Annotated in this window: 16 protein-coding genes; 5 read left to right on the top strand and 11 right to left on the bottom strand. The window is 72.0% G+C overall.

From position 1 onward, the window contains the following. Positions 1–82: 82 nt before the first annotated feature. The 3 genes from ACZ4IF_RS29040 to afsQ1 form a co-directional block, all read right to left on the bottom strand. Positions 83–709 (bottom strand): hypothetical protein, encoded by a 627-nt coding sequence (locus ACZ4IF_RS29040; protein ID WP_359493736.1) that lies wholly within the window; start codon positions 707–709, stop codon positions 83–85. After that, positions 706–2277 (bottom strand): ATP-binding protein, encoded by a 1572-nt coding sequence (locus tag ACZ4IF_RS29035; protein WP_467567992.1) that lies wholly within the window; start codon positions 2275–2277, stop codon positions 706–708. Before ACZ4IF_RS29035 ends, ACZ4IF_RS29040 begins: the two co-directional genes overlap by 4 nt. 121 nt (positions 2278–2398) lie before the next feature. Then, complete coding sequence (afsQ1, locus tag ACZ4IF_RS29030; protein WP_028802973.1) at positions 2399–3076, bottom strand: two-component system response regulator AfsQ1; 678 nt, start codon at positions 3074–3076, stop codon at positions 2399–2401. Positions 3077–3371: 295 nt separating this feature from the next. Between afsQ1 and ACZ4IF_RS29025 the strand changes: the two genes are divergently transcribed. Continuing rightward, positions 3372–4163 (top strand): SigE family RNA polymerase sigma factor, encoded by a 792-nt coding sequence (locus tag ACZ4IF_RS29025; RefSeq protein WP_467567990.1) that lies wholly within the window; start codon positions 3372–3374, stop codon positions 4161–4163. 157 nt (positions 4164–4320) lie between these two features. Here ACZ4IF_RS29025 and ACZ4IF_RS29020 read toward each other — a convergent pair whose 3' ends face one another. Next, a complete protein-coding gene (locus ACZ4IF_RS29020) occupies positions 4321–5346 on the bottom strand; it encodes a hypothetical protein (RefSeq protein ID WP_467567988.1) in 1026 nt (341 codons plus the stop codon). 216 nt (positions 5347–5562) lie between these two features. Between ACZ4IF_RS29020 and ACZ4IF_RS29015 the strand changes: the two genes are divergently transcribed. Beyond that, positions 5563–5970: a peptidase inhibitor family I36 protein gene (locus ACZ4IF_RS29015; protein WP_345656364.1), complete on the top strand. Its 408-nt coding sequence runs from the start codon at positions 5563–5565 to the stop codon at positions 5968–5970. Positions 5971–5999: 29 nt separating this feature from the next. On the opposite strand, the gene ACZ4IF_RS29010 is transcribed toward ACZ4IF_RS29015, so the two are convergent. The 3 genes from ACZ4IF_RS29010 to ACZ4IF_RS29000 form a co-directional block, all read right to left on the bottom strand. Then, positions 6000–6638, bottom strand: coding sequence for a uridine kinase family protein (locus ACZ4IF_RS29010; protein WP_467567986.1), 639 nt, complete (start codon positions 6636–6638; stop codon positions 6000–6002). 97 nt (positions 6639–6735) lie between these two features. After that, on the bottom strand, positions 6736–7104 hold the full coding sequence (locus tag ACZ4IF_RS29005) for a hypothetical protein (RefSeq protein ID WP_467567984.1): 369 nt from the start codon (positions 7102–7104) through the stop codon (positions 6736–6738). Then, positions 7077–7262, bottom strand: coding sequence for a hypothetical protein (locus ACZ4IF_RS29000; RefSeq protein WP_467567982.1), 186 nt, complete (start codon positions 7260–7262; stop codon positions 7077–7079). The genes ACZ4IF_RS29005 and ACZ4IF_RS29000 overlap by 28 nt, the downstream gene beginning before the upstream one ends. Positions 7263–7283: 21 nt before the next feature. Here ACZ4IF_RS29000 and ACZ4IF_RS28995 point away from each other — a divergent pair, with 21 nt between their 5' ends. Beyond that, positions 7284–7517, top strand: coding sequence for a hypothetical protein (locus ACZ4IF_RS28995; protein ID WP_467567980.1), 234 nt, complete (start codon positions 7284–7286; stop codon positions 7515–7517). 114 nt (positions 7518–7631) lie between these two features. Next, positions 7632–8042: a hypothetical protein gene (locus ACZ4IF_RS28990; protein WP_467567978.1), complete on the top strand. Its 411-nt coding sequence runs from the start codon at positions 7632–7634 to the stop codon at positions 8040–8042. A 123-nt stretch (positions 8043–8165) separates the two neighbouring features. On the opposite strand, the gene ACZ4IF_RS28985 is transcribed toward ACZ4IF_RS28990, so the two are convergent. From ACZ4IF_RS28985 to deoC, 3 genes are read right to left on the bottom strand one after another with little or no spacing between them, the layout of a single operon-like run. Next, a complete protein-coding gene (locus tag ACZ4IF_RS28985) occupies positions 8166–9050 on the bottom strand; it encodes an aldehyde dehydrogenase family protein (protein WP_467567976.1) in 885 nt (294 codons plus the stop codon). After that, complete coding sequence (locus ACZ4IF_RS28980) at positions 9043–10494, bottom strand: aldehyde dehydrogenase family protein (RefSeq protein WP_426677299.1); 1452 nt, start codon at positions 10492–10494, stop codon at positions 9043–9045. The genes ACZ4IF_RS28985 and ACZ4IF_RS28980 overlap by 8 nt, the downstream gene beginning before the upstream one ends. Positions 10495–10499: 5 nt before the next feature. Then, the gene (gene deoC / locus ACZ4IF_RS28975) at positions 10500–11450 is read right to left on the bottom strand and encodes a deoxyribose-phosphate aldolase (protein WP_037765347.1); all 951 of its coding nucleotides are present in this window, start codon (positions 11448–11450) and stop codon (positions 10500–10502) included. Between the two features lie 638 nt (positions 11451–12088). On the opposite strand from deoC, the gene ACZ4IF_RS28970 reads away from it, so the two are divergent. Then, positions 12089–12769 carry a PH domain-containing protein gene (locus tag ACZ4IF_RS28970; protein ID WP_467567973.1) on the top strand — a complete coding sequence of 227 codons (681 nt, stop codon included), beginning with the start codon at positions 12089–12091 and terminating at the stop codon, positions 12767–12769. A gap of 25 nt (positions 12770–12794) precedes the next feature. Here ACZ4IF_RS28970 and ACZ4IF_RS28965 read toward each other — a convergent pair whose 3' ends face one another. Next, the gene (locus ACZ4IF_RS28965) at positions 12795–14006 is read right to left on the bottom strand and encodes a hypothetical protein (protein WP_467567971.1); all 1212 of its coding nucleotides are present in this window, start codon (positions 14004–14006) and stop codon (positions 12795–12797) included. Positions 14007–14108: the final 102 nt, after the last annotated feature.

Here is a 14108-nt window from a genome sequence, read left to right as displayed (position 1 = left end):
GACGCGACGCCCGGCACGATCGGTTCCGGGCGACAGGTTTTCGACCCGTCCGGACTCCCGACCCGCCCGGTCGGGGGAATCCCTAGCCCTCGACCGCCGACGACGGGGGCGCGTTGGTGCCGGGATCGGAGCGGACCTCGGGGGTGCACTGGTAGCTGCGGAGCGGGGCCGGCACGGGACCGCCGAGGACCACCGAACCGTCGTCCTCGGCGGCGGCCGAGTCGGCGAAGGTGCAGACGATCTGGGCCAGCGCCGCCCGGGTGAGGTTCTCCGGCGGGGTGCTCAGCCGGAGCGTGTCCTCGGGATCCCTGCCCCGGGGACCGCCGACCGTCATGCCGCCGCGGACGTCCGTGGTGTAGCCGGCCTGCTGCTCGGTCGGGGAGGGCGTCTCGGCCAGCTCGTCGAGGAGCCCCTGGGCGACCAGGACGCGGCGCGCCGCCTCCGCGGTCCCGTCCGGGATGCGGACCGACCGGTCGACGGTGACCAACTGGGCCGAGCACAGCAGGAAGACCTGGACCGGCACCCCCCGCGAGGACTGGGTGGAGATGTCGGTGCCCGACAGGGCGCAGGGCACCCGCGACGGCGCCGGGCCGAAGTCCGTGGGGACCTGGGTGGAGCGGATGCCGCAGCCCGCGAGCAGCGCGGCGAGCAGCGGGACGGCCAGCAAGGGGCGTACGCCACGCCGGCCGAGGGGTCGTGCGGTGGTCATCCGGCGGTGCCTTCCGTGCCGTTCCCGTTCCTGTCGCGGGGGTCGTCGGCGAGCAGTTCCGACGCGTCCTGGGGCAGGCGCAGCGTGAACACCGCGCCTCCCTCGGGGGAGTTCGCCGCGGTGATCTCGCCGCCGTGGATGTGCGCGTTCTCCAGCGCGATGGACAGTCCGAGACCGCTGCCCTCGGAGCGCGGGCGCGACGCGCTCGCCTTGTAGAAGCGGTCGAAGACGTGCGGCAGGACGTCCTCGGGGATGCCGGGACCGTGGTCCCGCACCTCGATGACCAGTTCCTCGCCCTCCAGCCGCACGGCCACCCGTACCGGCGAGCCGCCGTGCTTGAGGGCGTTGCCGATCAGGTTCGCCAGGATGACGTCGAGGCGGCGCGGGTCGAGGCGCGCCATGATGCCGCGCTCCGCGTCCAGGTCCACCGCGTCCAGCCAGGCCCGCGCGTCGATGCACGCCGTGATCTGGTCGGCGATGTCCACGTCGTCGAGGACGAGGCGCGCGGTGCCCGCGTCGAAACGGGTGACCTCCATCAGGTTCTCGACGAGGTCGCCGAGTCTGCGGGTCTCGCTGACGACGAGGCGCACGGCCGGCTCGATCATCGGGTCGACGCTGCCGGTCTCCGCGTCGAGCTCCTCCTCCAGGACCTCGGTGACGGCCGTGATCGCCGTCAGCGGCGTCCGCAGTTCGTGCGACATGTCCGCCACGAAGCGACGCGAGGCCTCGTCACGGGCGCTCATGTCCGCGACCCGTTTCTCCAGTGCTTCCGCCGTACGGTTGAACGTCCTCGACAGGTCGGCGAGTTCGTCGGTGCCGGAGACCCGCAGACGGGTGTCGAGCTTGCCCTCGCCGAGGCGGCGGGCCGCGATGCCCAGACGGTGCACGGGCTTGAGGACCGTGGTCGCGGCGGCCTGGGCGAGCAGCGCGGAGCCGATCAGCGCGAGGCCGGTGGCGATGCCCAGGGACCACGCGAGCGAGTTGAGGTCCTTCGCCTCGGGTTCGAGGGACTTGAGCATGTAGCCGGTGGTGGTGCCGCCGATCACCTTGGCGCCGCCCACGAGGTACGGCTTGTCGTTGTCGGTGACGCGCTGCCAGTACAGGTGGTACTCGGACTTGTTGTTCGAGTTCACCGGCTGCTTCCTGTTCACCGCCTGCTGCAGGGACTCGGGCACGTCCTCCAGCGTGAAGGTGTCCAGCGCGGAGTTGCCGACGACGGTCTTGCCGGCGCTGTCCTCAGCGACCAGGAGCACGCTGAAGCGCTGACTGCTGTTGGCCATCTGCCCGGCCGTGCGCTGGAGTTCGTCCTGTCCGGGGTGCACCGGCAGCATGCTCGCGTGGTTGCGCATCTCCTGCTGGAAGTCGCGCAGCACCGCGTCCTGCGTACGCGTCAGCACGGCCTCGCGGTTGAGCCAGTACGCGATGCCCGACGCCGACACGGCAGCCGTCAGCGCGACCAGCCCGAACACCACGACCAGCCGCAGCCGCAGGCTGGTGAAACGCAGGCCGGACAGCAGCGCCTTGCGCGCCGCGGCCCAGCCGCGGAGCTTGTCCTGCGGTTTGGTCACGGTGTCCGAACGCTCGCTTCCCCGCGCGTGCGGCGCCCGGACGCGATCTGCGGTCCCGGTGCGCGGAGGGTGCGGCGACGGCCCCCGCCGGGGCGCGGCCCGACCGCCGCCCTGGCGTCGCTCACGACGGAGAGTCCAGCCGGTAGCCGACGCCCCGCACGGTGCGGATCAGAGTGGGGGAGGAGGGGACGTCCTCGACCTTCGCGCGCAGCCGCTGCACACACGCGTCGACGAGCCGCGAGTCGCCCAGGTAGTCGTGCTCCCACACCAGACGCAGCAACTGCTGGCGGGACAGCGCCTGACCGGGACGCCGACTCAGCTCCAGCAGCAACCGCAGCTCGGTGGGCGTCAGTTGGAGGTCCTCGCCGTTCTTGGTGACCGTCATCGCGGCACGGTCGATGACCAGCGAGCCGAACGTGGCCGAGTCGTTGGCCTCACGCTCGCCGCGTCGCAGCACGGCACGGATACGGGCGTCGAGCACCCGGCCCTGCACGGGCTTGACGACATAGTCGTCGGCGCCGGACTCCAGACCGACCACGACGTCGATGTCGTCGCTGCGCGCGGTCAGCAGGATGATCGGCAGCTGGTCGGTGCGCCGGATGCGCCGGCACACCTCGAATCCGTCGATGCCGGGCAGCATCACGTCCAGCACGATCAGATCCGGTCGCTGCTCGCGCAGCAGTTTCAGACCGTCCTCGCCGGTGGCAGCGGTGGCCACACGGTGGCCCTGGCGCGTCAAAGAGAGCTCCAGGGCCGTACGGATGGCGTCGTCGTCCTCGATCAGCAACAGGGAAGGCACGAACGTCATTCTGGCCCATGTCATGGCCGGGTATCGACCGTTGGAGCGCTCCCATCCATCTCCCGCACGGAAGGAGGGCCCTCCCGCGTGGCGGGGAGGACCCGAGTGGTCATCTGCGTAGTCGTACCGCTCTTCTCCGTGATCGGCTTGTGGCGCGCCCACGGACGGGCCCTGTGACAGGTCTGTGACAGTCGGCGGACACGGCCATGAAGTGCCCCGGGCAAGCTTTTCGACACGAGCAAGGCAGTACGGCGAACGAGCCGAAGAACCGGGACTCCACGACGGGGGGCGCGAGATGAACACGCTGCACAGCACCAGCACTAGCGCAGTTGTCACGCGTCTGCATGACGTCGCCCGGGTCACGGAGAAGTCCGGTGCCGTGAGCGGGCGGGGGTGCGCTCGCGGCACCGGGCGTCAGCACACCGCGTACATGACGGTGGTTGACGCGTTCACGGGGGAGAGCCCCGCGGCATCCGCCGCGGGCGCTGCCGGGGGGAAGGCTCACGGGGGAGCCGCGTACGGGGAGGACACGGGGGAACGCCGCCGGGCGGCGGAGACGGCGAATGCGGAAGCGGCGTTCACCGCCTACGTCCAGGAGCGTCGTGCCTCCCTGTACGCAACCGCCTATCACCTCACCGGTGACCGGTTCGAGGCCGAGGATCTGCTGCAGAGCGCGCTGTTCTCGACGTACAAGGCCTGGGACCGGATCAGCGACAAGGCCGCGGTCGGAGGCTACCTCCGCCGCACCATGACGAACCTGCACATCAGCGCGTGGCGCCGCCGCAAGCTGAACGAGTACCCGACCGAGGAACTGCCGGAGACGGCCGGTGACACGGACGCGATGCGCGGCACCGAGCTGCGCGCCGTGCTGTGGCAGGCGCTCGCCCGGCTGCCGGAGCTCCAGCGGACGATGCTGGTCCTCCGTTACTACGAGGGCCGCACCGATCCGGAGATCGCGGACATCCTCGACATCAGTGTCGGCACGGTGAAGTCGAGCATCTGGCGGTCCCTCCGCCGGCTGCGCGAGGACGAGGTCCTCAGCTTCGGCCGTGACGAGGAGGAGTCCTTCGGGGAGCTTGTCGCCTGAAGGCCTGGGGGGAACGCAAGGGGAAACAGGCAGCACTCGGGGGAGTGGTGCCGGGGGGAACCAACGGGGTCACGGGGGACCACGGGGGAAACGAGAGAAGGTCCAGGCGGACGGGGGGTTCGCCTGGACTTCTTTTCGTGTGCCCGCGTACGCCGGGCTATTCCGTCTTCTTCTTCCTCGCGTCCGCGAGGACCGAGCGCGACCGCTCGACCATGCGGCGCTTGCGTTCCGCTACCGCGGCCAGTGCCTTCTCGTGCTGCCCGATCAGCCGCCTCTGGTGCCCCGACTCGATGTCGTGACGCGTCACCACGTAGTCGGTGGTGCTCTTGCAGCGCACGTCGGCCTCCGCCGTCCTGATCTCCTCGGCCGAGGGAGCGGGGAAGGCCGGGTGCGGACCGTCCGGGCTCGTCCGCCGGCTGCGCCAGGTGGTGTCGTCGACCGCGGAGAGCGGGTCGGGATAGCGCAACCCGGACTCGCCCATGCAGGCGCTCCACCGCTGGTCGAGGGCGCGGACCGCGGCGTCGTCGCGGGTGGTGGCGGAGGCTTCGAGGAACACTTTCTGAACGGTCATCAGGTCGTCGGCGGCGCGGTCGGCCAGGGCGGCGCGCTGGGCCGCGCCGTGGCAGCCGCCCTCGGGCACCCCGTCCGGTACCGGGGTCGCGGCCGTTCCGCTCCTCTTGTCGGCCCGCTGTGCGATACCGGTGTAGACGGCCTTCGCGGCGGGCGTGATCGTCCGTTCCTGTGCCGCGCCCCGCTGCTGCGCCGCCACGGCCTGCCGCTTCGTGACGCCGTCGGGCAGCGGCGGCTCGTAGCCGTAGACACGGACCGACTCCAGGTCCGTGGGCCCGTACTTGCGTGCGTTGGGCGGCAGCTCACCGGCGGGCGCCCGGTAGGCGGGCCAGCCCACGCCGTACTTCTTCATGCAGGAGCGGGTCAGTGCGGAGACGGCGCGGTTGACGGCATCGGTCTCCCGGGCGTCCGGGAGGTAGGCGTCCAGGGGGTACGCCTTCGGGGCGTGGGCGAAGGAGGTGGCGACCGCGGGTGCGGTGTCCTCGCCGTCCCGCCCGTCGTGTCCGCCCCGGGCCTGCTCGCCCGAGGAGCAGGCGGCGGCGAGGAGCGCGGCGGCGGCCGTCACGGTAATCGCCGCCCCCGAACGGGTCGCCGTTCTCGTCCAGTTGAGCATGTTTCAGATGATCACTCGTGCCGCGGGCCGTCAAGTTCCTTCAGGCGAATGACAGTTCGAGCATGCGGTTTCTGGTCGTGATCGATGATCTTTCGGCCATTCACCGGAACGCGTTCCGGTGCGGCGCCGGCCGATGTGCCAGGGTCACGAGCGCAGTACGGCGCTCTCCGCCCGCACGGGCGGTGGGCCCCACAGCGCCGGAAAGAAGGGTACGGAATGAGAAGCGCACGCGTTCTCGCGGCCGCATCGGCGATGTCCGTCGCCGCGATCCTCGCCGCGACGACCCCCGCGCAGGCAGCCAGCAACGACGGCACCTGCAACACGGACGAAGCCTGCATTTACCGCCTCGCGGACTACTCGGGCGGCATCTACGACACGCTGTCCAGCAAGAAGAGTTACAGCGGTCTCGTCTTCCACGGCACGTCGACCACCATCGACAACAAGGCGAGCGCGGCCAAGAACAGGGACCCCGACAACAACCTGTGGTTCTACCAGCTGGACAACTGGGCGGGGGACAGGTGGGGCGTGCCGGCCGGCGCCTCCACGAACTTCACCGGCTCGGACGACAACAAGTGGTCCTCGCACTGCTGGTCCGGCGCCACCGCGGGCTGCCCGGGCGGCTGACCCGCCCCGCGCCGCCGGGTGCCGGGCCGCTATGCCGCCGTCGGGCGCGCGGTCACCCGGCGTCCGGCGGCAGCGGCGGTCAGCCGGCCCAGCGCCTCGGCCTTGTCACAGGGGTGCGCGCCCAGAGCCGCCTGGCGCGCCACGATCGAGCGCTCGGCGCGCATCAGCCGCCAGCCGCGGCGCAGCAGGAACGGCACCGACTTGCGGCCCTCGCGCAGATCGCGCACGAACCGGCGGCGGAACGTGGTGACCGGACCGCGCGACAGGCACAGCGCGTCCGCCAGCAGACCCAGCTCCCGGCAGCGCTCCACGATCTCCGCGGCGAAGACCCCCTCCGCGATGAACAGCGGCGTCCGCTCGAAGCGCAGCGTCTCGCTGCCGGCGCGGGCGCTCAGCGAGATGTCGTACACGGGGACCGTCGTCCCGCCCGTACGGCACAGCTGCTCGATCGCGGCGACCGCCGTGTCCGCGTCCCAGGACAGCGGATGGTCCCAGTCGATGTCCTGGCTGTCCTCGACCAGCGGCAGCGTGGGGTCGGTGCCCTCCTTGTAGAAGTCGTCGAGCCGGAGGACGGGGAGCCCGGAGTCCGCCGCGAGAAGGGACTTCCCGGAGCCGGAGGGGCCGCAGAGCAGCACCACACGGGTGGGTATCGGGGGCTGGGTACCCAATGTTCTGGACCTTCTGTGAATCGGCCTGGCTTCGCCACGCGTCGGACGCCTCCAGGACATTATCCCCCTCTCCGGGCCCGCCCCGGCCCCGCGGGAATCAGCCCGTGACGGTCTCCGTGGCCGGGTATGTCTTGGTGATCAGCTTGGTGGCGCCGCCGAGCCGCGCGACCAGGGCGCCGTACAGGATCAGGTCGTCCGCGTGCGACCGCTCGCGGGGGAGGACGCCCATGAACTCGTGCAGCACGGCGTGCACTTCGACGTCCGCGGGCAGACAGCGGGCGCCCGGCGAGTGGATCGCCCGCAGCGCGGCCACGTCCTGCTCGAAGTGTCCGCCCTGCGGGTACGCCACCGACACGCAGCGCACGCCCTCGCGCGCCGCCGCCACCGCCTCCAGGACGCTGATCGCCAGGGAGCTCGACGGCGGTACGAGCACGGCGGTCAGCGTGCCGAACAGCTCCCGGTCCACGACCAGTCCGCGCCCGGCGAGGTCGCCGCAGATCCCTCCGTCCGCGCCGCGCGCAGCACCTCGGCCGCCGTCGACTTGCCCAGCTCCTTCACATAGGCCACGGATTCGGCCGGCGGGGGCAGCTCGGCGCGTTCGGGCGGGATACCGGGGTCGGTCATGAGGCGGTGGCGGGCGCCAGGGTGCGTTCCCGCAGCCCGTCCAGGGCCAAGGCGCTGCACTACGGCCTGCGCGACATGATGGCCGAACTTTTCTCGTACGAAGGGCTGAGCCACCCCGGACGGGTGCACTACGTCTACATCGGCGCCGACCGCAGCGGTTTCCACAGCGGCTTCACCAGGGCCGGCCAGGACCTGATCGAGATCGACTTCACCACGCACGGGGTACGGCTGGCGCACACGGTGGACTGGCGCTGATATGCCCTATGACCCGCAGGGGCGAATCCGCCGCCGGGACGGCCCGGAACGCACACGGGTCAACTACTGTGCGTGTCGTTCACGTTGCTCTCCGCTCTTCGAAGAGGAAATCTGATGGCGCGACACGCAGCCCGGCAGACCACCATGGCCCGCACCACCGCGCGCATCGCCGCCGCGGTCGGGGTGGTCGCTGCCGGCGCGGCCGCGGCCACCCCGGCCTTCGCGGACACGGCCCCCGCCGTGGACGTCATGCGCACCCGGCCCACCACCATGGGCAACCTCGACCCGCAGGCGGGCGTCGAGGCCCTGACCGGCACCGTGGGATACGTGACCGGCCCTGTGGAGGGACTGAAGCCCAACCCGCTGGCCGGCACCGGAGTGGACCCGCTCGACAACGGGGTGGGCACGCAGCTCGCCGACTTCAAGCCGCTGTCGTCGCAGTCGCTGACCCGGCCGCTCGCGCAGGCGCCGTCGGTGGGCAGCATCCCGGTCCTCGGCCAGGCGACGGGCCTGCTGCACGGCTGACGCCGGACGCGAGAGAGCCGCGCTCCCCCCGGACGGAGGGGAAGCGCGGCTCTCTGTCGTGCGGGACCCCGGGGACACGGATCGGGGTCCCGGGTCCTCGGTGCGAGGCGCGGGACGAAGGCCTCAGTAGGACGAGCCGGACGCGCCCAGCGCGCCGGTCGGGTGCCAGACGGTCTTCGTCTCCAGGAACGCCGTGAGGCGCTCGATGCCGGGCGTCGCAAAATAATCCACAGCCTGTGGACGGACGACCCGCTTGAGATTGTCCGCGGCGGCGATCTCCAGCTCCTTCGCCAGGACGTCGTCGGCGCCCGCGAGGTCGATCGCGTTGACGTCCTGGTGCGCGGCCAGCGGTGCCGCGATCTCCGCGGTCCGGCCCGACAGCACGTTGACGACACCGCCGGGGACGTCGGAGGTCGCCAGCACCTCGCCCAGCGACAGCGCCGGGAGAGGGGACTTCTCGCTGGTGACCACGACGGCCGTGTTGCCGGTCGCGATCACCGGGGCGAGCACCGAGACCAGACCCAGGAAGGACGACTCCTGCGGGGCCAGCACCGCCACGACACCCGTCGGCTCGGGCGTGGACAGGTTGAAGTACGGGCCCGCGACCGGGTTGCCGCCGCCCACGACCTGGGCGATCTTGTCCGTCCAGCCCGCGTACCAGACCCACCGGTCGATCGTCGCGTCCACGACGGCCGCGGCCTTCGACTTCGACAGCCCCTCGGCGTCCGCGACCTCCCGCACGAACTGCTCCTTGCGGCCCTCCAGCATCTCCGCGACGCGGTAGAGGACCTGGCCGCGGTTGTACGCCGTCGCCCCGGACCAGCCGCCGAACGCCTTGCGCGCGGCGACGACCGCGTCACGGGCGTCCTTGCGGCTCGACTGCGGCGCGTTCGCCAGCCACTTGCCCTTGGAGTCGGTCACCTCGAACACCCGGCCGCTCTCGGAACGCGGGAACTTCCCGCCCACGTACAGCTTGTAGGTCTTGAAGACGCTCAAACGGTCAGACATCGAGGTACGCCTCCAGGCCGTGACGACCGCCCTCGCGGCCGAAGCCCGACTCCTTGTAGCCGCCGAACGGCGAGGTCGGGTCGAACTTGTTGAACGTGTTGGACCAGACGACACCGGCGCGGAGCTTGTTCGCCACCGCCAGGATGCGGGAGCCCTTCTCCGTCCAGATGCCCGCCGACAGGCCGTACTGGGAGTTGTTGGCCTTGGCGACCGCCTCGTCCGGGGTGCGGAAGGTCAGGACCGACAGCACCGGGCCGAAGATCTCGTCCCGGGCGATGGTGTGCGCCTGGGTGACGTTCGTGAACAGCGTCGGCGCGAACCAGTAGCCGGACGAGGGCAGTTCGCAGGCCGGCGACCAGCGCTCGGCGCCCTCGGCCTCGCCCTTGTCCGCGAGCGCGGTGATCCGCGCCAGCTGCTCGGCGGAGTTGATCGCGCCGATGTCGGTGTTCTTGTCGAGCGGGTCGCCCAGCCGCAGGGTGGACAGCCGGCGCTTGAGGGAGTCCAGCAGCTCGTCGTGGATCGACTCCTGGACGAGCAGGCGGGAGCCCGCGCAGCAGACCTGGCCCTGGTTGAAGAAGATGCCGCCGACGATGCCCTCGACGGCCTGGTCGATCGGGGCGTCGTCGAAGACGATGTTCGCGCCCTTGCCGCCCAGTTCGAGCGTGACCTTCTTGTCGGTGCCCGCGACCTGACGGGCGATCGCCTTGCCGACGGCGGTGGAGCCGGTGAAGGCCACCTTGTTCACGTCCGGGTGCTCGACGAGCGCAGCGCCCGCGTCGCCGTACCCCGGAAGGATGTTGACGACGCCCTTGGGCAGGCCCGCCTGGCGGCAGATGTCCGCGAAGAACAGGGCACTCAGCGGCGTGGTCTCGGCCGGCTTCAGCACGACCGTGTTGCCGGTCGCCAGCGCCGGGGCGATCTTCCAGGCCAGCATGAGCAGCGGGAAGTTCCAGGGGATGACCTGGCCCGCGACGCCGAGAGGCCGGGGGTCCGCGCCGAAGCCGGCGTGGTCGAGCTTGTCGGCCCAGCCCGCGTAGTAGAAGAAGTGCGCGGCGACCAGGGGAAGGTCGGCGTCGCGGGTCTCCTTGATGGGCTTGCCGTTGTCCAGCGTCTCCAGGACGGCGAGCTCGCGGGAGCGCTCCTGGATGATCCGCGCGATGCGGAAGAGGTACTTGGCACGCTCGGAGCCGGGCAGTGCCGACCACTTCTCGAACGCCTTGCGGGCCGCCTTCACGGCGCGGTCGACGTCCTCGGCACCGGCCTGGGCGACCTCGGACAGGACCTCCTCGGTGGCGGGGCTGACGGTCTTGAAGACCCTGCCGTCCGCCGCCTCGGTGAACTCGCCGTCGATGAAGAGCCCGTACGACGGGGCGATGTCGACGACCGCGCGGGACTCCGGCGCGGGCGCGTACTCGAATGCGGATGACCGCTTCTCGATGGTCATGGTGATCAGTCCACCGTCACGTAGTCGGGGCCGGAGTAGCGGCCGGTGGCGAGCTTCTGACGCTGCATCAGCAGGTCGTTCAGGAGCGAGGAGGCGCCGAAGCGGAACCAGTGGTTGTCGAGCCAGTCCTCGCCCGCCGTCTCGTTCACCAGGACCAGGAACTTGATGGCGTCCTTGGAGGTGCGGATCCCGCCGGCCGGCTTCACGCCGACCTGCACCCCGGTCTGCGCGCGGAAGTCGCGCACCGCCTCCAGCATGAGCAGCGTGTTCGCCGGCGTCGCGTTCACGGCGACCTTGCCGGTGGAGGTCTTGATGAAGTCCGCGCCGGCCAGCATGCCGAGCCAGGAGGCGCGGCGGATGTTGTCGTACGTCGACAGCTCGCCGGTCTCGAAGATGACCTTCAGGCGCGCGGCGCCCGAGGCCTCCTTCACGGCGACGATCTCCTCGTACACCTTCATGTAGTGGCCCGCGAGGAAGGCCCCGCGGTCGATGACCATGTCGATCTCGTCGGCGCCCGCGGCGACGGCGTCTCGCACGTCGGCCAGCTTCACGTCGAGCGCGGCGCGGCCCGCCGGGAAGGCGGTGGCCACCGAGGCGACCTTCACGCCGGAGCCGGCGACGGCCTCCTTGGCGACGGCCACCATGTCGGGATAGACGCACACCGCGGCCGTGGTGGGGGTCGCGGGGTCGGTCGGATCGGGGTGGACCGCCTTGGCGCCGAGCGCCCGGACCTTGCCCGGGGTGTCCGCGCCTTCCAGCGTCGTCAGGTCGACCATCGAGATGGCGAGGTCGATGGCGTACGCCTTCGCGGTGGTCTTGATGGAACGGGTGCCGAGCGAGGCGGCGCGCGCCTCCAGTCCGACCGCGTCGACGCCGGGCAGCCCGTGGAGGAAGCGGCGCAGCGTGCTGTCGGACGCGGTGGCGTCGGCGAGGGCAGCGGGTGCAGAGGTGGGCATGGTCACCAGACGAGCATATCTACGCGCGTAGCGGCTGTACACCCCCGGGGCGGGAGTGGGCGCTTTCTTCGCTCTCCGTGTGGGGGCGCTCCCTGGGCGGGGCGGGGGCCGGGCCGTGGTCTCGGCTGTCCGTCCGCGCTCGGTCTCCGGGTCGGGGTGGTCCCGTCCGTTCCTCCCCATTCTGGGGCAGGATGCTCCCCGTTCCGGGGCCGGACGGGATTTCGCCCCCCCCTCCGCCCCTGCCCGTCCCTCGCCCCCGGGCTCCCCGCCCCGGACCCCGCTCCTCAGGCGCCGGAGGGGCTGGATCTTCCCGGGGAGCGTGGGAGGGCCGGGGCTTCCCGGCCGGAGCGAGGGGGCGCGGGACGGGAGGGGCTGGAGGCCCCCGGCGGGGCAAGGGGAGCGTCGGGGCGGGCGAGTCACCTGGTGGGCGGGTCGGGTGGTGGGGAAGGTTCGGAGGGCTCGGGGCGGCTGGGCGGAGGCGAAGCATGTGGCGGGCCGGGGTCGGCCGGCTGGTGGGGTGAAGACGTGCAGGTGGCCCGTGGGGGTGCCGGTCGGCGGGGAGGCTTCCGGGAGGCCGGGGGCGGCTGGTGGGCGGGGTAGGGGTGGGGGTGGTGGGGGCGTCGGGCACAATCGGGGCCATGAGCACCCCGGACCCCCAGTCACCTGTACCGGACGCCTCGCGACCCGAGTCGAAGGACCGGATCTACCGGTCGCCCGCCGGTATCGCGGGCGGCGCCCTGCTGCTCCTCATCGCGGGCTGGCTCGGCGTGGACGCACTGATCTCGGGGCACGGCCGCACCCCCTGGCTGGCCCTCGCCGCGCTGATCCTCGTCGTCCCGCTCGTGTCCGCGTTCACCCTGCGGCCCGCGGTCTTCGCGAACGAGGACAGGCTGCGCGTCCGCAACCCGTTCCGCGTCATCGTGCTGCCCTGGGCCCAGGTCGCCTCCCTGCGCTCCAGCTACTCCAACGAGGTCGTCGCCGCCTCCGGCACGAAGTACCAGTTGTGGGCGGTGCCCGTCTCGCTGCGCGCCCGCAAGAAGGTCACCAAGCAGCAGGCGCGTGCCGCCGGCGGCGACGGACGCCGTCCGGGCTCGGCGGGCCGTCCGTCGCCGATGGGCCTCGGCCGCTCCCACCAGCCCGCCACCGCGCCGACCCGCACCACGACCGACCAGATCATGGACGATCTGCGCCAGCTCGCGGAGGCCAGGGCCGGCGAGCGGAGCGCACAGGGCGAGGTCACCGTGCGCTGGGCGTACGAGGTGATGGGACCCGCGATCGCCGGGGCGGTCCTGCTCGTCATCCTGCTGGCGACGGGCTGACCCGCACACCCGCGGGGCGGCCCGGTCACGGCGCGCTCGGCCACACCAGCGCCATGTACGCGCTGCAGTACGCCGAGAGCACGATCGCGCCGGTCAGTGCCACGGTCCGGAACCGGGGCGAGGACCGGGCCAGGTGCAGGGCCGCCGGGAGCAGCAGCGGGAAGCCGGGCAGCAGGAAGCGGGCCCGCGGGAAGTAGACGCCCCCGCTGCCGAGGACGATCAGCAGCAGGACCCCGGTGAAGACCAGCAGCGGGAGCGGCTGGCGGTCCCAGAGGGACAGGGCGTACAGGGCGACGGACACCAGCAGCGTCACGGTGACCATGACGAGGAACAGTTCGGGCGCCGAGTCCCGCCCGAGGATCTCCCGCAGCCGGCGCAGAGTCTCGGTGCCGCCGTCCCACTCGTTGTGCCACAGCCGCTGGACGGCGAAGTAGCCGTCCCAGCGGTGCACCCGTACGCCCACCCAGCCGACGTACGCCAGCCAGCCGGCGGGGGCGGTCAGGGCCGCCGCGAGCGCGCGGGCCGAGAACCCGCGGCGCAGCGACAGCAGGGCGGTGACGGTGACCGCCGCGGCGACCGCGATGCCCGTCGGGCGGGTCAGCCCCGACAGCGCCGCCAGCGGACCGGCCCAGAGCCAGCGGCCGGTGAGCACCGCGTACAGCGACCACGCGGCGAACGCGGTGAACAGCGACTCCGTGTACCCCATCCACTGGACCAGGCCCACCGGGAGCGCCGCCCACAGCACGGTCAGCAGGACACCCACGCGGCGGCCGTGCAGATGGCTGCCCACCGCGTGGATCCCCCAGGCGGCGGCGAAGGAGCCCACGACGGCGATGGCGACGCCGGTCGTGGCACGGGTGCCCGGAGTGACGGCGGCGATCGCCTTGACGAGCACCGGGTACAGCGGGAAGAAGGCGAGGTTGTTGGCGTCGTAGGCGGCGCCCAGCAGACGCGTGTAGCCGTGGTCGGCGATGCCGAGGTACCAGTCCGCGTCCCACTTCGTCGCCAGCAGCGGCCAGACGCCGTGGTGCCGGCGGTGCGCCCACACGGTGAGCACGAGGAGGCCGGCGAGGCGTACGGCCGCGTAGGCGAGCAGGGCGGGCGCCGCGCGGCGCAGCGCGGCGCGGAACCGGGCCGCGACGGTGACCCGCCGCGGCGGGCGCCGGGGGGTGGGGGAGAGTCCGCTCGGGGCGTTCCGGGGTGGGGCGGTTGTCGGCCGGGAAACGGTCGAGGACACGCGGCAGCTCCTGGGACTCGGCGGTGCGCTACCGGTAACCGTGCCTCGGTCCCGCGGTGGCGCCCGGGAGTGCTGCGACAACTGCCGTGCGGAAATCACCCG

The sequence above is a fragment of the Streptomyces sp. NPDC025784 genome, assembly GCF_055558435.1.
Note: the sequence above shows the minus strand (reverse complement) of the source record. Positions and strands in the feature narration are given on the sequence as shown.